Raw genomic sequence first — 15,181 nt, 5'->3', positions numbered from 1 at the left:
ATGCATCTGACCCGCCGAATGCTGATCCAGCTCGCGGTCTTCGCGGTCATCGCGTTGACCGCGATCGCGGTGATGGGCTTGCACTTTCTCAAGCTGCCGGCGAAATGGTTCGGGGTCGGCCGTTATAGCGTGACCATGGAGTTGCCGGAGACCGGCGGACTGTACAGCACCGGCAACGTCACCTACCGCGGCGTCGAGGTCGGCCGAGTCCAGTCAGTTCGTCTGAGCGAGAGCGGAGTTGACGCGGTCCTGTCCCTGAAGTCCGGCATCGACATCCCATCGAACCTCCGGGCGGAGGTGCACAGCCAGTCCGCGATCGGTGAACAGTACGTCGACCTCATCCCCCACGACGGCACCGCACGGCCGCTCAAGGATGGCGATGTCATCCCGCGCGATCACACTTCCGTGCCACCGGACATCAACACACTGCTCGACGCCGCCAATTCCGGTTTGCAGGCGATCCCACGGGACAACCTCAAGATCGCGATCGACGAAGCCTACGCGGCGGTCGGCGGCCTCGGTCCGCAACTATCCGACATCGTCAAGGGCTCAACAACATTGGCGATCGACGCACGCACCAACCTCGACCCACTGGTCAACCTGATCGACAACGCCAAACCGGTGATGGACTCCCAGGTGCAGACATCGGCCGCGATTCAAGCCTGGGCGTCGCACATCGCGACGGTCACCGGTGAACTGAAGGTCCACAACGACGCCGTCGCGGGGGTAATCGATCAGGGCGGCTTGGTCGCCACCAATGAGCAGGCCCGTAACCTCATCGAGCGGCTCAAGCCCACATTGCCGGTCATCGTCGCCAACCTCGCGAGCATCGGCCAGGTCGCCGTCACCTACCAGAACGACATCGAACAACTGCTCGTGCTGTTGCCGCACGCGGTCTCGGAGGGACAGGCCACCTTCATGGCCAACGCCAACACCAATCAGGCCTACCGTGGCGAGTATCTGTCGTTCAATCTCAACATCAACCTCCCACCGGCCTGTACCACCGGGTTCCTGCCGGCCCAGCAGCAGCGCGTCCCCAACCTGGTCGACTACCCGGAGCGGCCGGCCGGCGACCTGTACTGCCGTACCCCGCAGGACTCACCGTTCAATGTCCGTGGGGCACGCAACATTCCGTGTGAGACCGTGCCGGGTAAGCGCGCCCCGACGGTCAAGCTCTGCGAGAGCGACCAGAATTACGTGCCGCTCAACGACGGCTACAACTGGAAGGGCGACCCGAACGCGACACTGTCGGGACAAGGTATACCCGACCTACCGCCGGGCACCCCGACGGTCGACGTCCCCCCGCCGGCACTGGTTGCGGTCAGCGAATACGACCCCGTGACAGGCCTATACGTCGGCCCCAACGGGCGGCAGTACACCCAATCCGAATTGGCCCACCCTTCCAAAGACGGCGGCACCTGGCAGTCCATGCTGCTGCCCGGGCAACCCTGACCAGCCGAGCTCAGGCGCCGTGCGCAGCGAAGAACTCTGCACTCACCCGCGACGCGTCGAACGTGGCCGCCGGCGGCAACGGCCAGGTGTGTCCCCATCGGTCGATGGTGACGAAGGTGACGTCGGTGCCATCAGCACAACCCTTGGCGGCAAGGCGTTTTCCACCGACGATCGGCGTGGCCACCGCCGGTGGGCAGCGGTCGAAAGCGAGCCAGCGATCCGCCATCGTCGGCGCCGACACGACGGTGCTGGCCCCGCCACGACCGACCATGCGGCCGCCGCGGTAAGGCACCACCTTGTCGGCGGTGCCGTGAACGATGAACACCGAGACGGGCTTGGACGGATTGCAGTGCACGTCGTCGCCCAACGTCGAGGCCACCGGCACGATCGCGGTCACAAGGTCGGCGCGGTCGCACGCCAGACGGGTCGCCATGAAGCCGCCGGCCGACATACCGGTGACGAATACCCGGCCGGGCGCGATGCCGAAGTCACGGGTGAGCCGGCCGATCAGCGTCGCCAGGAAGCCGACGTCGTCCACTCCTCGGCGGTCCGGGGTCGACGCGCCGCGGCCGTCGGCCCAACTGAAATCGATTCCGTCCGGATAGGCAACGACCCAGCCGTGCTGGTCGGCGATGGCGTCAAATTTGGTCAGCGCCGCCTGCTTGCGACCGGTCTGTCCGCCGCCATGCAGATTCAGCACCAGTGCATTCGGATGCTCCACGCCGGGCGGCACATGCAGCACATAGGAGCGCTGCATACCACCAAAGGTCAGCGCGCCGGGTCGATCGCCGGTCGCCGAGGCCTGTTCGGTGGGAATGGCGAACAAGAATAAGAGGGCAACAACGAGCGCAGTCAGGCGGCGGCTCACGACATTCCTTCGGCGGGGAGGCTAACTCGGCTCAGCGATCGCCGCGGGTGCAATTGGGGTTTGCCGGCTTGGCAGGCCGCGCGCAGACATCGAGTCCCATGGATCCCCCGCTTTCGTCATGCGCACATTAGCTCAAACGGCTCTCCCCCGGTTGCGACACGGTCACGGATGCGTACCCATCGATACAGCGCAGGTCGCAGAAGACCCATAAGTCCCTATCGTCACAAAGATCAACAGACGTCACAGCGACGTCCCGCCCCGAAAGGTGTGCCGTGTCGCCGCGTCCCCACATCCCGTCGCTGTCGCTGGCATCGACGCTCGTCGTCGGCCTGTGCGCGGCAACCGGTGTCGCGCCGCCGGCGGCGGCCGACCCGTGCGAGGGCGCATCCGCTGCGGCACAACCGGCCGCGAACCAGGCCTTTCAAATTCCGCAGCCGTCGGCCATCGCGCCCTTCGACCGTCCGATCGGGCACAAGCCCGTCGGTGCGAATGACCAAGCGCCGCTGCCGACATTGGGCAAGTTGCTCATCAATGCGCTCATGCCCAACGCCGGGCAGGTGCAGAAGCAGGCCGCGGTCGCACCGTTACCGAAACCCGCACCCGCCCAGCCCCGGCCGGCTCCCGCCGCGGCGCAACCGGCACCCTCGACCGCACCACCGGGCACCTCGGTCGTCGGCTGGGTGACCGGCCCGGACAGCCCCAACCAAACCATTCAGAAGTTCGCGATCACCGGCACCGATCTCGGAATCATGTGGGACAACGGCGATCCCGCTCATCGCCAGGTGCTGCTGGCGTTCGGTGACACCAACGGCTTCTGCATGATCCCCGGCAAGCAGTGGCGCTACAACACCCTGATGCGTAGCACCGACGGTTCGCTGGCCAACACCATCGCAGTGCCTGACGGCGCCGTCGGCAACAAGTATTCCGGGTCGCCGGTGTGGCGGCCCGGCATCGCCAAGCAGGTCATCAACAGCATCAGCGGTGCACCGCAAGAAACGGGCATCATTCCCACCTCCGGTGTCGCCGTCGGCCAGAACCAATTCCTGAACTTCATGTCCATCAGGAGCTGGGACAACTACGGCGCGTGGACCACCAACTACTCGGCGATCGCAACATCGACCGACAACGGCGAGACCTGGGGCGTGTACCCCGGCACAGTCCGTCAACCATCCAACGGCAACGAGAAATTTCAGATGGGGGCCTTCCTCAAGCCCGGCCCCGGTGACCCGTACATCTACACGTTCGGAACGCCCAACGGGCGCGGCGGATCGGCGTACGTGGCGCGGGTTGCCCCGGCGTTGATCCCGGACCTGACGAAGTACGAGTACTGGAATGCCGACAGCAACTCGTGGGTGGCCGGCAGCCCCGCGGCGGCCACCCCCGTGATCCCGGGCCCGGTCGGCGAGATGTCGGCGCAATACAACAACTATCTGAAGCAATATCTGGTGCTCTACTGCAACGGGAACAACGACGTGGTGATGCGGACGGCGCCCGCGCCGCAGGGTCCATGGGCCCCGGAGCAGATGCTGGTGTCCGCGACGCAAATCCCCGGTGGTATCTATGCGCCGTTCTTGCACCCCTGGTCAACGGGCCGAGAGCTCTTCTACAACCTCTCGCTGTGGTCGGCCTACAACGTCATGCTGATGCACACGGTTCTGCCCTAGGTCGGCCTTCCAGCAACGGAAAGTCCCGAAGGTGGGACACTCAGCCCATGGAGCACAGCGACCCGCGCGTCGACGACTCCATCCCGGCCGAGCCGCTGGATGGAACCGACGCTGAGCAGGCGGCCGAAATTGTGATCGAGGCCGCTACCCGCAACGCCATGTCGGCGTCCCAGTTGGCCCGCCTTCTGGTCGACGCCGGTCGCAGCGTCACCGACGAAGACGACCTGTTGTCCTTGCTTCAGCGTGTCGCCTCGATCGCCCAGGAAGCCATCGAGGGTGCCGACTCCACTGGCATCACGATCGACCTCGGTGGGATGACCTATACGGCCGTGCACACCGACGAGCGCACCTTGCGGATCGACAGTGAGCAGTACGACGCCGGCGAAGGCCCCTGCCTGCACGCCTCCCGCACCCGTACCCTCGTGCTGCTGGATTCCGAGGAGGCCATGGGTACCTGGCCGGGCTTCGCCACCGCCGCACGCGAGGAGGGCATCAACAGCTTCCTGGCTGCACCGCTGTTCACCGAGGATCAGACACTCGGGTCGTTCAACTTGTACGGGAGAGAGTTTCACGCCTACGACGGCATCGACGCCGAGATCCTCGAACTGTTGACCAAAGCGGTCTCCCGCGCGATCGGCGACTTCGCCCGGTACAAGTCCGCCCGCGACACCGCGGAGTCGATCCAGCGAGTGCTGCAGAGCCGGGCACCGATCGAGCAGGCCAAGGGTGTGCTGATGGCCATGCACGGCATCGACGCCGACGCGGCGTTCGACGTGCTGCGCAAGCAAAGCCAGCAGACGAATGTCCCGGTTCGCGTTCTGGCCGTCGAGTTCTTGGAGCAGGTGGCCGGCGGCAACGGCAAACCGAACTAGAAAGTGTTGACCAGCGTTCGACGCTCGGACATTTCGCGCGACATCGTGTAGTGGTGATAGTGGGTTGCACACTTGACGACACTGACGAAGAGAACGCCGGGGTCCGGCCGGCTGCGAACCATCTTCCACATCCGACGGCGGTAGACCTGGCGCAAGTGCGCGTCGGGCACGTTTTTCATCAGTAACAGGAACAGACCGAATGCCCGTGCACCGTCGAACAACTGGGCTTGCCTACGGCGCCACGGACGCTTACGCAGATATGCGTTTCGGGACCGCCCGAAATCGAATTTGCGTGTGACGTAGAGGCTTTCGAGCCGATCGAAATAGGAATCGGGATCGTAGAGATCGCGCATCAGGCCGATATAGCCGTCGCGCAACTCATCTCGGCTCATGTTGAGCGGAATCACATTGGTGCCGAAAGTCTGCTGGTCGTCAAGATCCAAGCGCCCTTCGTCGTTCAGCCGCGAATGCAGTGGAGTTTTGGGGATCGCGGCAAGCATGCCGACCATGGCGTGCATGATGTCGGTCTCATTGATGAATTCGGCTTGCTCCTTGAAGATTCGGGTGTCGTCGTTGTCGAAGCCGACAATCATGCCGCACCAGACTTCCAGGCCGGCGTCCTGCACCTTGCGGACGCGATCGACGATCGTGCCGCCCTTCTTCACGTTCTGGTACTTCTTCGCCTCTTTCAACGAATCCTCGTTGGGACTCTCGATGCCGATGAAGACCACCGTGACGTTGGCGGCCACCATCAATTCCATCAGCTCTTCGTCCTCGGCGAGGTTCAGCGAGGCCTCGGTGAAGAACTGCAGCGGATATCCCTCGCGCTCCTGCCAGGCATGGACATCCTGCAGCAGAACCTTCACGGCGGCCTTGTTGCCGATCAGGTTGTCGTCGACGATGAAGCCGATCGACAGATTCGCCTTGCGCATCGCTTCGAGCTCGGCGATCACCTGTGCGCTGGTCTTGAGCCTCGGCTTTCGGCCGAAGGTGACGATGATGTCGCAGAACTCGCACTGAAAAGGACAGCCGCGGCTGAACTGGACGCTGCCGAACACGTAATTCTTGGTCTTCAGAAGGTCGTAGCGCGGCACCGGGACCGTCGTCATGTCGGTGCGCTCGGCCTGTTCGTAGCGGTACTGGTGGCGTCCGTGCTTCCAGTCGTCGAGGAACTGGGGCCATGTGGTCTCGGCTTCACCGATGAAGATGGCGTCGGCCAGTCCGTCGAAGTAGTCCTCTTGCACGCTGACCCACGGACCGCCGACGACGACGAAGACGCCGCGGGCCTTGAGTTCGGTGAGGATCTCCCGCATGCGCTGGCGCTGAACGATCATGCCGGTGAGCCCGACGATGTCGGCCTGCGCCAGCATGTCGAAGTCGATCTCCTCGACGTTCTCGTCGACGAGCGTGACGTGATGCTCCGGCGGCGTCAACGCAGCCAACAGCGGCAGGCAGGCTGTGGGGACGTTGCACTTTTTGCCCAGCAGCGGAAGGGCGTGTTCCAAGCCCCAGTACGACACCTCGAACCGAGGGTTCACGATGACGATATTGGCCATAGTCGTCTGCTCCGTAATCGGACCCGTAGAGGTAGACGGTGCTGCTTGCCAAGCGGAGCCTAGCCAACATGACCGGCCGAACGAGCCGTTCGCGCATAGTCGGGACGGCACTCGGATGCGAGTTCCTACCCAATTGACGGTAACGCTAGGTATTCGGTTCGGTCACGACCTTCTCCTCACCCCTGCTGGTACGGCGCAGACGGTGGTGTGATCGTGTCCGTGGATGCGGTAGGGCTGATGATCGTGGTGGTCTTGACGACCGCTGCGGTCGCCGCGCTGTGCGGCTACGTCGCCGCGCTGCGACGTCAAGCCAGCCGACGCAGCCGCGGTTATTTCGCGCTCGGCGTTCTGGCCGGACTCGTGGGTGGGGCGGTGGTGCGGCGGCGGCTGCGGCGATTGCCGCTGTTCGACAACCCGGTGACCATTGCGGCGCTGCACATACGCCGGAGCTTGAGCCGCGCCGGGATCACCCGATAGCGACCGCCTAGACCAGTCCGCCAGGCGACGGCGCAGCAGGCGCGACTGACGACGGGGCTGGTGTCGTCGGCTGCGAGCTGTATCCCGGCGTCTCCGCGGGGTATTGCGGCTGCTGCCCGTGTAATGACGTGTCCGGCCCGTACCCGGGCAGCGACCCGGACATCGACGAGTCCGGCCCGTAGGGCGATGTCGGGGCATAGCCGGGCAGGGACCCGTAGCCCGGCATGTGTTGGGTCACGCCGGCCAGCAGCTTGGTTGCAATGAAATCCGCTGCCTGGTTGGTGTACCCGGGGACGTAGCCCTCGGTGTGCCCGCTCCACTCGTTACCCGGCCCCGCGTGACAGATCGGGTCGCCGGGGTTGCACAGGTCGATCGCTTTGGCACCAAGCAGGACGCTCGTGGTCGGCAGCGCTTGGTTCGTGCGGGTAGCCACATTGCCGAACGTCGCGACAGCCGCGATGTTCTTGACGTACTCCGGCGGCAGCGAGCTACCCCAGGGGATGCCTCCCACCGGAACGCCGGCCACGATGTCCATCACGCTGGCGCCTTGCGAGTAACCGCCGAGGACGATCTTGGTGTCGGGGCACGAGGACACGGTCTGCTTGATGTGGGAGATGACATCGTTGGCGCCGTCACCGCCGTGCAGCTGCAACTTGCCGGCCTTGTAGTTGACCGCGTAGGTGTCGATGTTCATGCCGGGAGCCTGCTTGCGCAGTGCGTCGACGAGGGCATCGCCGACGCGGCCCATGCCCGCCGGCTCGTCGGTGCCGCGGGCGAAGACAACCTCGGCGTCCGGGCAGTCCGCGGCCGACGCCGCGGGCGTCACGGGGACGACGAGCAGCGCGCTCATGATCAAAAACGGCGAAGCAACCAGCCCGACCCAGCGACCGGTTGACCGGCCACTCCCCACCGGGTGCCCTCGCTCCCAGCGAATAGGCATGCCTCAATCTAACCCGTATTCATGTGGAATGAGCTGGGAGGGTCCGGCGCGCAGGGCCGAGGAAGATATTGACAGCAAAGAAAATGGTCAGGAATTGCTTGCTGACCTGCATCTGCCGTCAGGCGGACAAACCTTCGACAACCGCCAGTGCGGTGAGGTAGCGGACTTCCTCGGTGGCGGCGCGATCGCTGAGGAATTGCCCGGAGGCGCCGGCCTGGGCGGCCATTAGCGCGCGGGTGAAAGTCTCCGGAGTGACGGTCATCTTCCGGCCGGTCTTGGCGATCAACTCGACGAAGATCCCCTGTAGCCCCTCACGGAAGCGTTCGACTTGTGCATCGAGGGCGAACGCGATCTCGGGCTGGTGCGCCGCGCGAGCCACCAAGGCGGCGTGCAGGGCGATGCGCGGTTGATCGGCGACACCGGCCTTGAGCAAGTGGCGCACCACGCGGTCGGTCTCGAGAACACCCGTGGTTCTCAGCAGGGGTTCGGCCGTATCCCGCAATCGCTCCACGAGGGCGTCATTCTGATGTCCGTAGACCTCGAAGAGCAGGTCCTCCATGTCGTCATAGCTGGAGTAAAAGGCCCCGCGGGTGTAGCCGGCTGCCCGGCACACCTCCTCGACGGTGAACCAGGTCCGGCCGCTGTCCCGGATGAGTTCGTCGGTGGCGTCGATCAGCTTGGCCCGGGTGTTGCTGCGCCGGCGGGTTTCCCGCGCCTGTGTGACCTTCAAGACAAATCGCCGTTCCAGCTCGATACATTCCGTATTGGATGCATATCGTATTGAATCATGCACTCATTGAGCTCGGCAACCCAGGAGGCCCCCGTGAGCCCGGACGCGGCGGCCGACACCTCGCAGGTGCAGCCCGACACCGACGGTGACTGCGACGCGATCATCGTGTCGCAGGGTTTGACGTTCGACGGCGAGCACGGCCCGCTGTTCAGCGACGTCGACTTGACCCTGGACGGCGGGCTGCACGCGGTGCACATGCCTGGCGGCCACAGCCAGAAGGCACTGCTGCTCACCCTGGCCGGCCGGCTCAAGCCGAGCGCCGGCAGCGTAGCCGTGTTCGGCGAGACAGCACCCCGGGCCATTCGGCGGCACTGCGCGATAGCGGCCTTCAGCGACATCGACGATCTCGACGAGGCCGTCACCGTGCGGACGGTGCTCGCTGAGCAGCGCCGTTGGCTTGCTCCCCTGTTCCGGCGGCCTCGTCACGGCAGCGACCGAGACGTACTGGCGGAGGTGTTCGGGGACCTCGAACGCCCGGCGCCGACCGATTACATCGGGGACCTGGGCGACCTGGAGATGTTCCTGCTGCAGATCGCCCTGGCGCTGTGCTCGGACCGACCGGTTCTGGTGGTCGGCGATCTCGAACAGATCCGCGACAGCGGACGACGCGCGCAGGCGGTACAACGCCTCGGCGCCATCGCCGCCGACCGCTTGGTCGTTGTGGGCGTGACGAATTCGCTCGGCGATGCGGCGCCCGAACACGGCGTGCACATCCCGAACATCGTGCGGAAGGACTGAGAAGATGTTGCGCGGACTTGCCTTCGGCTCGGAGATCAAACGCTTCGCCCGCAATCGGATGACGCGGATCGCCGTTGTCATCCTGATGCTGATGCCCCTGACCTACGGCGCACTGTATCTCTGGGCGTACTGGGATCCGTTCGGTCACGTGAACAAACTTCCTGTGGCACTGGTCAATTCGGACCGGGGAACCACGGTGTCCGGTGAGCCGATGAACGTCGGTTCCCAGATCGCCGACAGCCTCACCGATGACGCCAGCCTGGACTGGCATCTGGTCGACGACGCCGAGGCACGCGACGGGGTCGCGCACGGCAAGTACTACTTCATGCTGGAATTGCCGCCGGACTTCAGCGAGGCCATTGCTTCACCCACCACCGGCAATCCCCGCAAGGCGCAACTGATCGCCGAATACAACGACGCCAACAACTACATCTCGTCGAGCATCGGTCGCACCGCTCTGGAGCAGGTGCTCAACGCCGTGTCGGCCAGGATCTCCGGGCAGGCGGTCAACCAGGTGCTGTCGGTGATCACCACCTCGGGCGCGGGGATCAAACAAGCGGCCGACGGAGCGAATCAGCTGTCCGACGGTGCCGCCCAACTCGACACTGGCGCAAGCCAGTTGGCGGCCGGCCTCGATACCGCCCGTAACGGATCCGCGGAGTTGGCGACCGGTTCGCGCAAGCTGTCCGACGGCATCGACAACGCCACTGATCCCCTGCTGAAGATCACCAACCTGTTGGCGCAGATCGGCACTCAGAGCGATCAGGTCAACAACCAGGTCCAAGACGGCTCGTCGGCGCTGGCTGCGGCGTCTGACGAACTCGACGCCATCACCGGGGCCCAAGATGCCGCCGCCCAGTCGTTGACGTCGATCATCGACAACCTCTCCGCCAACCAGGATCCAGTGTCGGTGATCGCCACCGGAAAGCTGCGCGAGACTCGCGACCAACTGCTGGCGCACCAGCGGACCCCGGACATCCAAGCCAAGCTCGATAAGGCGCGCGCCGCCGCCAACTCGGGCGGACCCGTCGGTTCCGCGCTGACCGATATCTCCACCAAGGGCAAGGAACTCACCGACAAGCTCAACCAATTGCGTGACGGCGCCCAGCAGGTGGCCTCCGGCAACGAACAACTCAACACCGGCATCGCCAAACTCGACGACGGCGCGCAGAAGCTGAACTCCGGTGCGGCGCAGTTGAGTTCCGGATCCAAGGAGCTGGCCACCAAGCTCAGCGAGGGTGCGCAGAAGGTTCCCGACTGGAGTCCCCAACAGAAGGACGCCATCGCCGACACGATCGGTGGCCCGGTTCAGCTGACGAGTTCACACGAGAATTCCGCGCCGAACTTCGGCACCGGCATGGCGCCGTTCTTCCTCACGCTGGCACTCTTCTTCGGCGCCATGCTGTTGTGGATGGCATTCCGGCCGCTACAGAACCGTGCCATCGCCGCCGAGGTTCGCCCGATGCGCGTGACACTGGCCAGTTACCTGCCTGCAGTCCTGATCGGAATTCCCCAGGCAATCATCCTGTACTGCGTCGTGCGCTTCGCTCTGCACGTACACGCGGAGCATCCGGTGGCGATGCTGGGCTTCATGATCCTGGTTTCGTGCGCCTTCATCGCGGTGGCCCAGGCGATCAGCGCCCTGCTCGGCCCGGTGTTGGGCAAGGTGCTGTTGATGTCGCTGCTGATGCTGCAACTGGTCAGCGCGGGCGGGCTGTACCCCGTCGAGACCACGGGCAAGCCGTTCCGGGCCCTGCACGGGCTGGACCCGATGGCTTACGGCGTCAACGGATTACGACAGCTGATCCTCGGCGGCATCGACGATCGGCTGTGGCAGGCCCTGATCTTCATGGGAGCGCTGTGGTTGGGGTCGATGCTCTTGACGTCTCTGGCGGCCCGGCGCAACCAGTTGTGGAACCTCACCCGGCTGGTGCCGAGCGTCAAGATGTGAAGGGCACGCCGAGATCGAATCCCGACAATTCGTGGAGGGCCCCTGACCAGCGGTTAGGGCCGAAAGCCCCTAGCCAGAGGCGATTGACGCGAGTGACGATCGAGATTCGCCAATTGACCGGGGGATCACATGACCGTCACTGTCGCGGACTCGTTCGCGTCCGCCATCGCGGGGATTGACGACGCACTGAGGTGCCAGAGCCGCTGGGGTTGTGAGCGGGCGGCGGCGTGGCGTTTGGTGCTCCACCCCGGTTGCGCCGCGGTGCTGGTGTGCACGGGCCATAGGGACGCCTTCATCGACCCGGTGGTGGCCTGCGTTGAGGAGTACGGCGCCGTGCGTTGCCCGTACTGCCGCCAGGTATTCGTCGGCTCCGTCGATGCGATGGTGACCGTCAAGCCGCTCTGAGGGAGTGTTCAAAAGAAAACTGGCCAGAGCTCCACGGCTCTGACCAGCTTCTATTCAGTGGAGCTGCCGGGAATTGAACCCGGGTCCTACGGCATTCCCTCAAGGCTTCTCCGTGCGCAGTCCGCTATGTCTCTACTTGGATCTCCCGATCTCGCGAACAAGTCAGGATGACGATCCCAGTCGCTGTTTGATGTCCCCACAGGTCCCGCGACCGAACCCGTGGGTTTGTCCCTCTAGATGACGCCAGGGTCCGGGTCGAGGGCAGTCCCGGTCTGACGGATTAGCTTCGCTTAGGCAGCGAGAGCGTAATCGCGCTGATTGGAATCGGCGCTTAATTGGTTGCAACGACGCTTACGGTGGTCTCTTGCCTGCACCGGCACGCTTCCCTTGATTCGATGCGCGAAGTCGAAACCGATCAGCCCCTCGCACCCCGGCCGAGGTCCGGCCGGATTTCCAATGGTACGCGAGGTGTAACCCCGAACTGAAGTGCATTAATCCCGCGTCGAGATCGACGTTGTGCAGCGATCCACTCGCACTTCCCATGCGGTTTGTCGGTTTGGGCGTGAAAAAAATGAGACTCTGTCTACAGTGAGACGATGTCTGAAAGTTTGCGGGTCCGAAAGCGCCAGCGAACCCGGGAACGCATCGCGACCGCCGCGGCCCGGCTGGTATCGGCGAACGGGCTGAGCGCGACCACCGTCGAGCAGATCGCCGAAGACGCCGATGTGGCCCGCGCGACGTTCTTCCGGTACTTCGAGTCCAAGGAGTACGCCGTCGCCGAGGGCTTCACCTCGACCTGGATCGCCGCGATCACCGATGCGCTGCGCCGCCAACCGCCAGAGCTCTCCGTCAACGACGCGCTGGGCGCCGCGTTCGCCGAACTCACCCCCGGCTTCGAAGTGGTCGAGAGCAGCATCGCCGAGATCGAGCGTCAGACCCGCGAATCGCTGACCCTGAGAGCCTGGACGCTGCTCTGCTACCTGAACTTCGAGACAGCCATCGCCGAGGCGATCGCAGCCCGGCTGCCCGACCTGACCGTCGATGACCCGCGCCCGCGCCTCATCGGCGCGCTGGCGATGGCGTCCGTCCGGATCTCCATCGACGACTGGCTGCGCGACGGTGGATCGCTGTCGGACCGAATCTCCCGCGCGGTCAGGTCGATGGGCCCGCGCCCGATCAAGGAATGAGGAGCAGATGAGTGGCGAAAAGTCGCTGGAAGCTTGGGGATTCGTCCGCAAAGTTCTCGACGACCTGACCGGCCAGATCACCGAGGACGCGTGTGACGAACGCGAGCTGCTCGAGGGACTGCGCGTGCTGAACCGGGTGATCGCGCTGTGCACCGAACTGTCGGTGGACATCGACCCCGACCATCCGCACTTCGTCGACATGTGCACCCCATCCCGCTTCGTCGGCGGCCCCAATCCGCACGGCGCCTACCCACTTGCGATGATCAGCGGCGACCGGGCCTACCGAGTCACCGGCACCCGCGGCACGTCCACCTACCTGGGCATACAGGTCCTGGCCGGCACCGGGATGAATCCGCGACGCATGAGCAATTACCTCTCCGACCGCGACCTTGTCCTCGACGAGGGCGGTCGGTTCAATGTCGTGTTCGCCGCCAGCCGCCCGACTGACAGTGAGCTGGCCGGCGCGCACTGGGTCGAGATCCCCGAGGACGCCACCTCGATCGTCGTCCGCGACTACATCGCCGATCCCGACACTGAAATCCCTGTGCAACTGGATATTTCACTGCTCGGTGAGGCTCCCCCGCTTGCCCCGCTGTCCGACGACGCACTGGCCGCACAGCTCACGGCGATGGGCTGGACGATCGTCAAGCTCACCACCCTGCACCGCACGGTGCGCCCCGACCTGCTGGAAACCCCCAACATCCTGATCACCTCGGGCGCGGAGAACCTGGGTGGCGAGAACACCACACCCGACAACCTCTACATGCTCGGCATGTTCTCACTCGAGCCCCATCAGAATCTGCAGCTGACCTTCCTTCCCCCCGAAACCCGTTACTGGTCAGTGACTTTGGAGAGTATCTGGCATGAATGCCTGGAGCCGCTGCTACGCTCCAGCTCGGTGACCAACAAGGGCGTCACCCCCGATTCCGACGGATACGTCCGGCTCACGATCGGTGCCGAAGACTCCGGCGAGGGCCACTGGCTCGACACCGGTGGACGTCGACGCGGTTTCATCGTCGTTCGCTGGCTGGACAACCCGAGTGCACCGGACGTGACAGTTCGTCTGCTGGACAGGGAGGTTCAGAAATGACGAGTGCGGTGCAGGCGCGCCTTGATCCGGCCAAGCTCATCGAGCAGGCCTGCGAGCTGGCCGGAAGCGAGGACTTCGGTACCGACGACGGCTGGCGGCAGAACCTGTCCCGCCTGGTCGAAGGATTGGTCAACGAAGCCGACCTATCCCCGCTCGGCGTGGAGATCGCCGCAGCCGATGTGATTGTGCCGCTGCGCAACCGCCTGCAGATCACCGCGTGGCGCAACGAACATCCCGAGATCGCCGGCGAGCGGATCGAGCAGCCGATCTTCATCCTCGGCCAGCCGCGCACCGGCACCACGATCCTCTATGACCTGCTCGCCCAGGATCCCGACCTACGGGCGCCGTTGACCTGGGAAGTGGACCACCCCTTCCCGGTCCCCCAGCCCGAGACCTACGAGACCGACCCGCGCATCGACGAGACCCAGGCTCAGCTCGAGATGACCGAGCAGCTGATGCCCGGCTTCATGAAGTTCCACCCGATGAGCGCACGCGGCGGCCAGGAATGCGTGCGGATCACCGCCGGAACGTTCTGCAGCATGATTTTCCCGACGCAGTACCGCCTGCCGAGTTACCAGCACTGGCTGATGTACGACGCCGATCATGCGGCCGCGTACCGCTACCACCGCCAGTATCTGCAGCACCTGCAGTCCGGCGTTCCCGGCCAGTGGCTGCTCAAGAGCCCCGCTCACCTCTGGACGCTGGATAGCCTGCTGACCGAATATCCCGACGCGATCCTCGTCCAGACTCACCGCGACCCGCTGGTGGTGATCTCCTCGATCAGTGCGCTGATCGCTCACCTGCAGAAGCTCGCCAGCGACAACGCCACCGTCGCACGCGCGGCCGGGCAATGCGCAGCCGAGAACATCCTCGGGCTGAACCGTTTGATGAACTGGGTCGACGACGGCGTGATCGGCGAGGATCGAGTCGTCAATGTGCGGTTCGCTGATTTCATGCAGGATCCATTCGCCACCATCGGCGCGATCTATGACCGCCTGGGCCGTGAGCTGACCCCGATCGCCGAACAGCGCATGCGCGAGCACCTTTCGGCCAACCCCGGCGACGGCGGCGGCAACCGCTACACCTGGGCCGACACCGGACTCGATGCCGGCGAATTGCGCGAGCGGGTTCGCGCCTACCAGGAGCGCTACGACGTGCCCAGCGAGCCGTTGCGCTGACTCGACACACCTA

Annotated in this window: 14 protein-coding genes and 1 other RNA gene; 10 read left to right on the top strand and 5 right to left on the bottom strand. The window is 64.7% G+C overall.

Features of this window, described 5'->3' with window-relative positions; all coding sequences use genetic code 11:
- Complete coding sequence (locus AB431_RS09050) at positions 1-1,452, top strand: MCE family protein (protein WP_047329649.1); 1,452 nt, start codon at positions 1-3, stop codon at positions 1,450-1,452.
- Between the two features lie 10 nt (positions 1,453-1,462).
- Here AB431_RS09050 and AB431_RS09045 read toward each other — a convergent pair whose 3' ends face one another.
- Positions 1,463-2,320, bottom strand: a complete 858-nt coding sequence (locus AB431_RS09045; RefSeq protein ID WP_052960240.1) for a PHB depolymerase family esterase — start codon at positions 2,318-2,320, stop codon at positions 1,463-1,465.
- A gap of 272 nt (positions 2,321-2,592) precedes the next feature.
- Between AB431_RS09045 and AB431_RS09040 the strand changes: the two genes are divergently transcribed.
- Together AB431_RS09040 and AB431_RS09035 are read left to right on the top strand one after the other, a co-directional pair.
- A complete protein-coding gene (locus tag AB431_RS09040; RefSeq protein WP_047329648.1) occupies positions 2,593-3,984 on the top strand; it encodes a DUF4185 domain-containing protein in 1,392 nt (463 codons plus the stop codon).
- A gap of 47 nt (positions 3,985-4,031) precedes the next feature.
- Positions 4,032-4,856 (top strand): GAF and ANTAR domain-containing protein, encoded by an 825-nt coding sequence (locus AB431_RS09035; RefSeq protein ID WP_047329647.1) that lies wholly within the window; start codon positions 4,032-4,034, stop codon positions 4,854-4,856.
- Here the strand turns inward: AB431_RS09035 and AB431_RS09030 are convergent.
- Positions 4,853-6,412 (bottom strand): B12-binding domain-containing radical SAM protein, encoded by a 1,560-nt coding sequence (locus AB431_RS09030; protein ID WP_047329646.1) that lies wholly within the window; start codon positions 6,410-6,412, stop codon positions 4,853-4,855. The genes AB431_RS09035 and AB431_RS09030 overlap by 4 nt on opposite strands.
- A 213-nt stretch (positions 6,413-6,625) precedes the next feature.
- Here AB431_RS09030 and AB431_RS09025 point away from each other — a divergent pair, with 213 nt between their 5' ends.
- Positions 6,626-6,889 carry a hypothetical protein gene (locus AB431_RS09025; RefSeq protein ID WP_144418226.1) on the top strand — a complete coding sequence of 88 codons (264 nt, stop codon included), beginning with the start codon at positions 6,626-6,628 and terminating at the stop codon, positions 6,887-6,889.
- A 7-nt stretch (positions 6,890-6,896) separates the two neighbouring features.
- On the opposite strand, the gene AB431_RS09020 is transcribed toward AB431_RS09025, so the two are convergent.
- Both AB431_RS09020 and AB431_RS29495 read right to left on the bottom strand, forming a co-directional pair.
- On the bottom strand, positions 6,897-7,739 hold the full coding sequence (locus AB431_RS09020) for a cutinase family protein (protein WP_047329644.1): 843 nt from the start codon (positions 7,737-7,739) through the stop codon (positions 6,897-6,899).
- Between the two features lie 208 nt (positions 7,740-7,947).
- The gene (locus tag AB431_RS29495; protein ID WP_052960239.1) at positions 7,948-8,559 is read right to left on the bottom strand and encodes a TetR/AcrR family transcriptional regulator; all 612 of its coding nucleotides are present in this window, start codon (positions 8,557-8,559) and stop codon (positions 7,948-7,950) included.
- A 57-nt stretch (positions 8,560-8,616) separates the two neighbouring features.
- Here AB431_RS29495 and AB431_RS09010 point away from each other — a divergent pair, with 57 nt between their 5' ends.
- The 3 genes from AB431_RS09010 (at position 8,617) to AB431_RS09000 (ending at position 11,713) form a co-directional block, all read left to right on the top strand.
- Positions 8,617-9,357: a hypothetical protein gene (locus tag AB431_RS09010; RefSeq protein ID WP_052960238.1), complete on the top strand. Its 741-nt coding sequence runs from the start codon at positions 8,617-8,619 to the stop codon at positions 9,355-9,357.
- 4 nt (positions 9,358-9,361) lie between these two features.
- A complete protein-coding gene (locus tag AB431_RS09005; RefSeq protein WP_047329643.1) occupies positions 9,362-11,308 on the top strand; it encodes a YhgE/Pip domain-containing protein in 1,947 nt (648 codons plus the stop codon).
- A gap of 129 nt (positions 11,309-11,437) precedes the next feature.
- Positions 11,438-11,713 (top strand): hypothetical protein, encoded by a 276-nt coding sequence (locus tag AB431_RS09000; RefSeq protein WP_047329642.1) that lies wholly within the window; start codon positions 11,438-11,440, stop codon positions 11,711-11,713.
- A 55-nt stretch (positions 11,714-11,768) separates the two neighbouring features.
- Here AB431_RS09000 and ssrA read toward each other — a convergent pair.
- Positions 11,769-12,136, bottom strand: a transfer-messenger RNA (tmRNA) gene (ssrA, locus tag AB431_RS29885).
- 173 nt (positions 12,137-12,309) lie between these two features.
- Between ssrA and AB431_RS08995 the strand changes: the two genes are divergently transcribed.
- From AB431_RS08995 to AB431_RS08985, 3 genes are read left to right on the top strand one after another with little or no spacing between them, the layout of a single operon-like run.
- Positions 12,310-12,900, top strand: coding sequence for a TetR family transcriptional regulator (locus AB431_RS08995; RefSeq protein WP_047329641.1), 591 nt, complete (start codon positions 12,310-12,312; stop codon positions 12,898-12,900).
- A gap of 7 nt (positions 12,901-12,907) precedes the next feature.
- On the top strand, positions 12,908-13,990 hold the full coding sequence (locus AB431_RS08990; RefSeq protein ID WP_047329640.1) for a DUF1214 domain-containing protein: 1,083 nt from the start codon (positions 12,908-12,910) through the stop codon (positions 13,988-13,990).
- A complete protein-coding gene (locus AB431_RS08985; protein ID WP_047329639.1) occupies positions 13,987-15,168 on the top strand; it encodes a sulfotransferase in 1,182 nt (393 codons plus the stop codon). Before AB431_RS08990 ends, AB431_RS08985 begins: the two co-directional genes overlap by 4 nt.
- Positions 15,169-15,181: the final 13 nt, after the last annotated feature.

Origin of the sequence: Mycobacterium sp. EPa45, from assembly GCF_001021385.1 — a bacterium.
Taxonomy (GTDB): Bacteria; Actinomycetota; Actinomycetes; order Mycobacteriales; family Mycobacteriaceae; genus Mycobacterium.
This window is presented reverse-complemented; position numbering and strand designations above follow the sequence as displayed.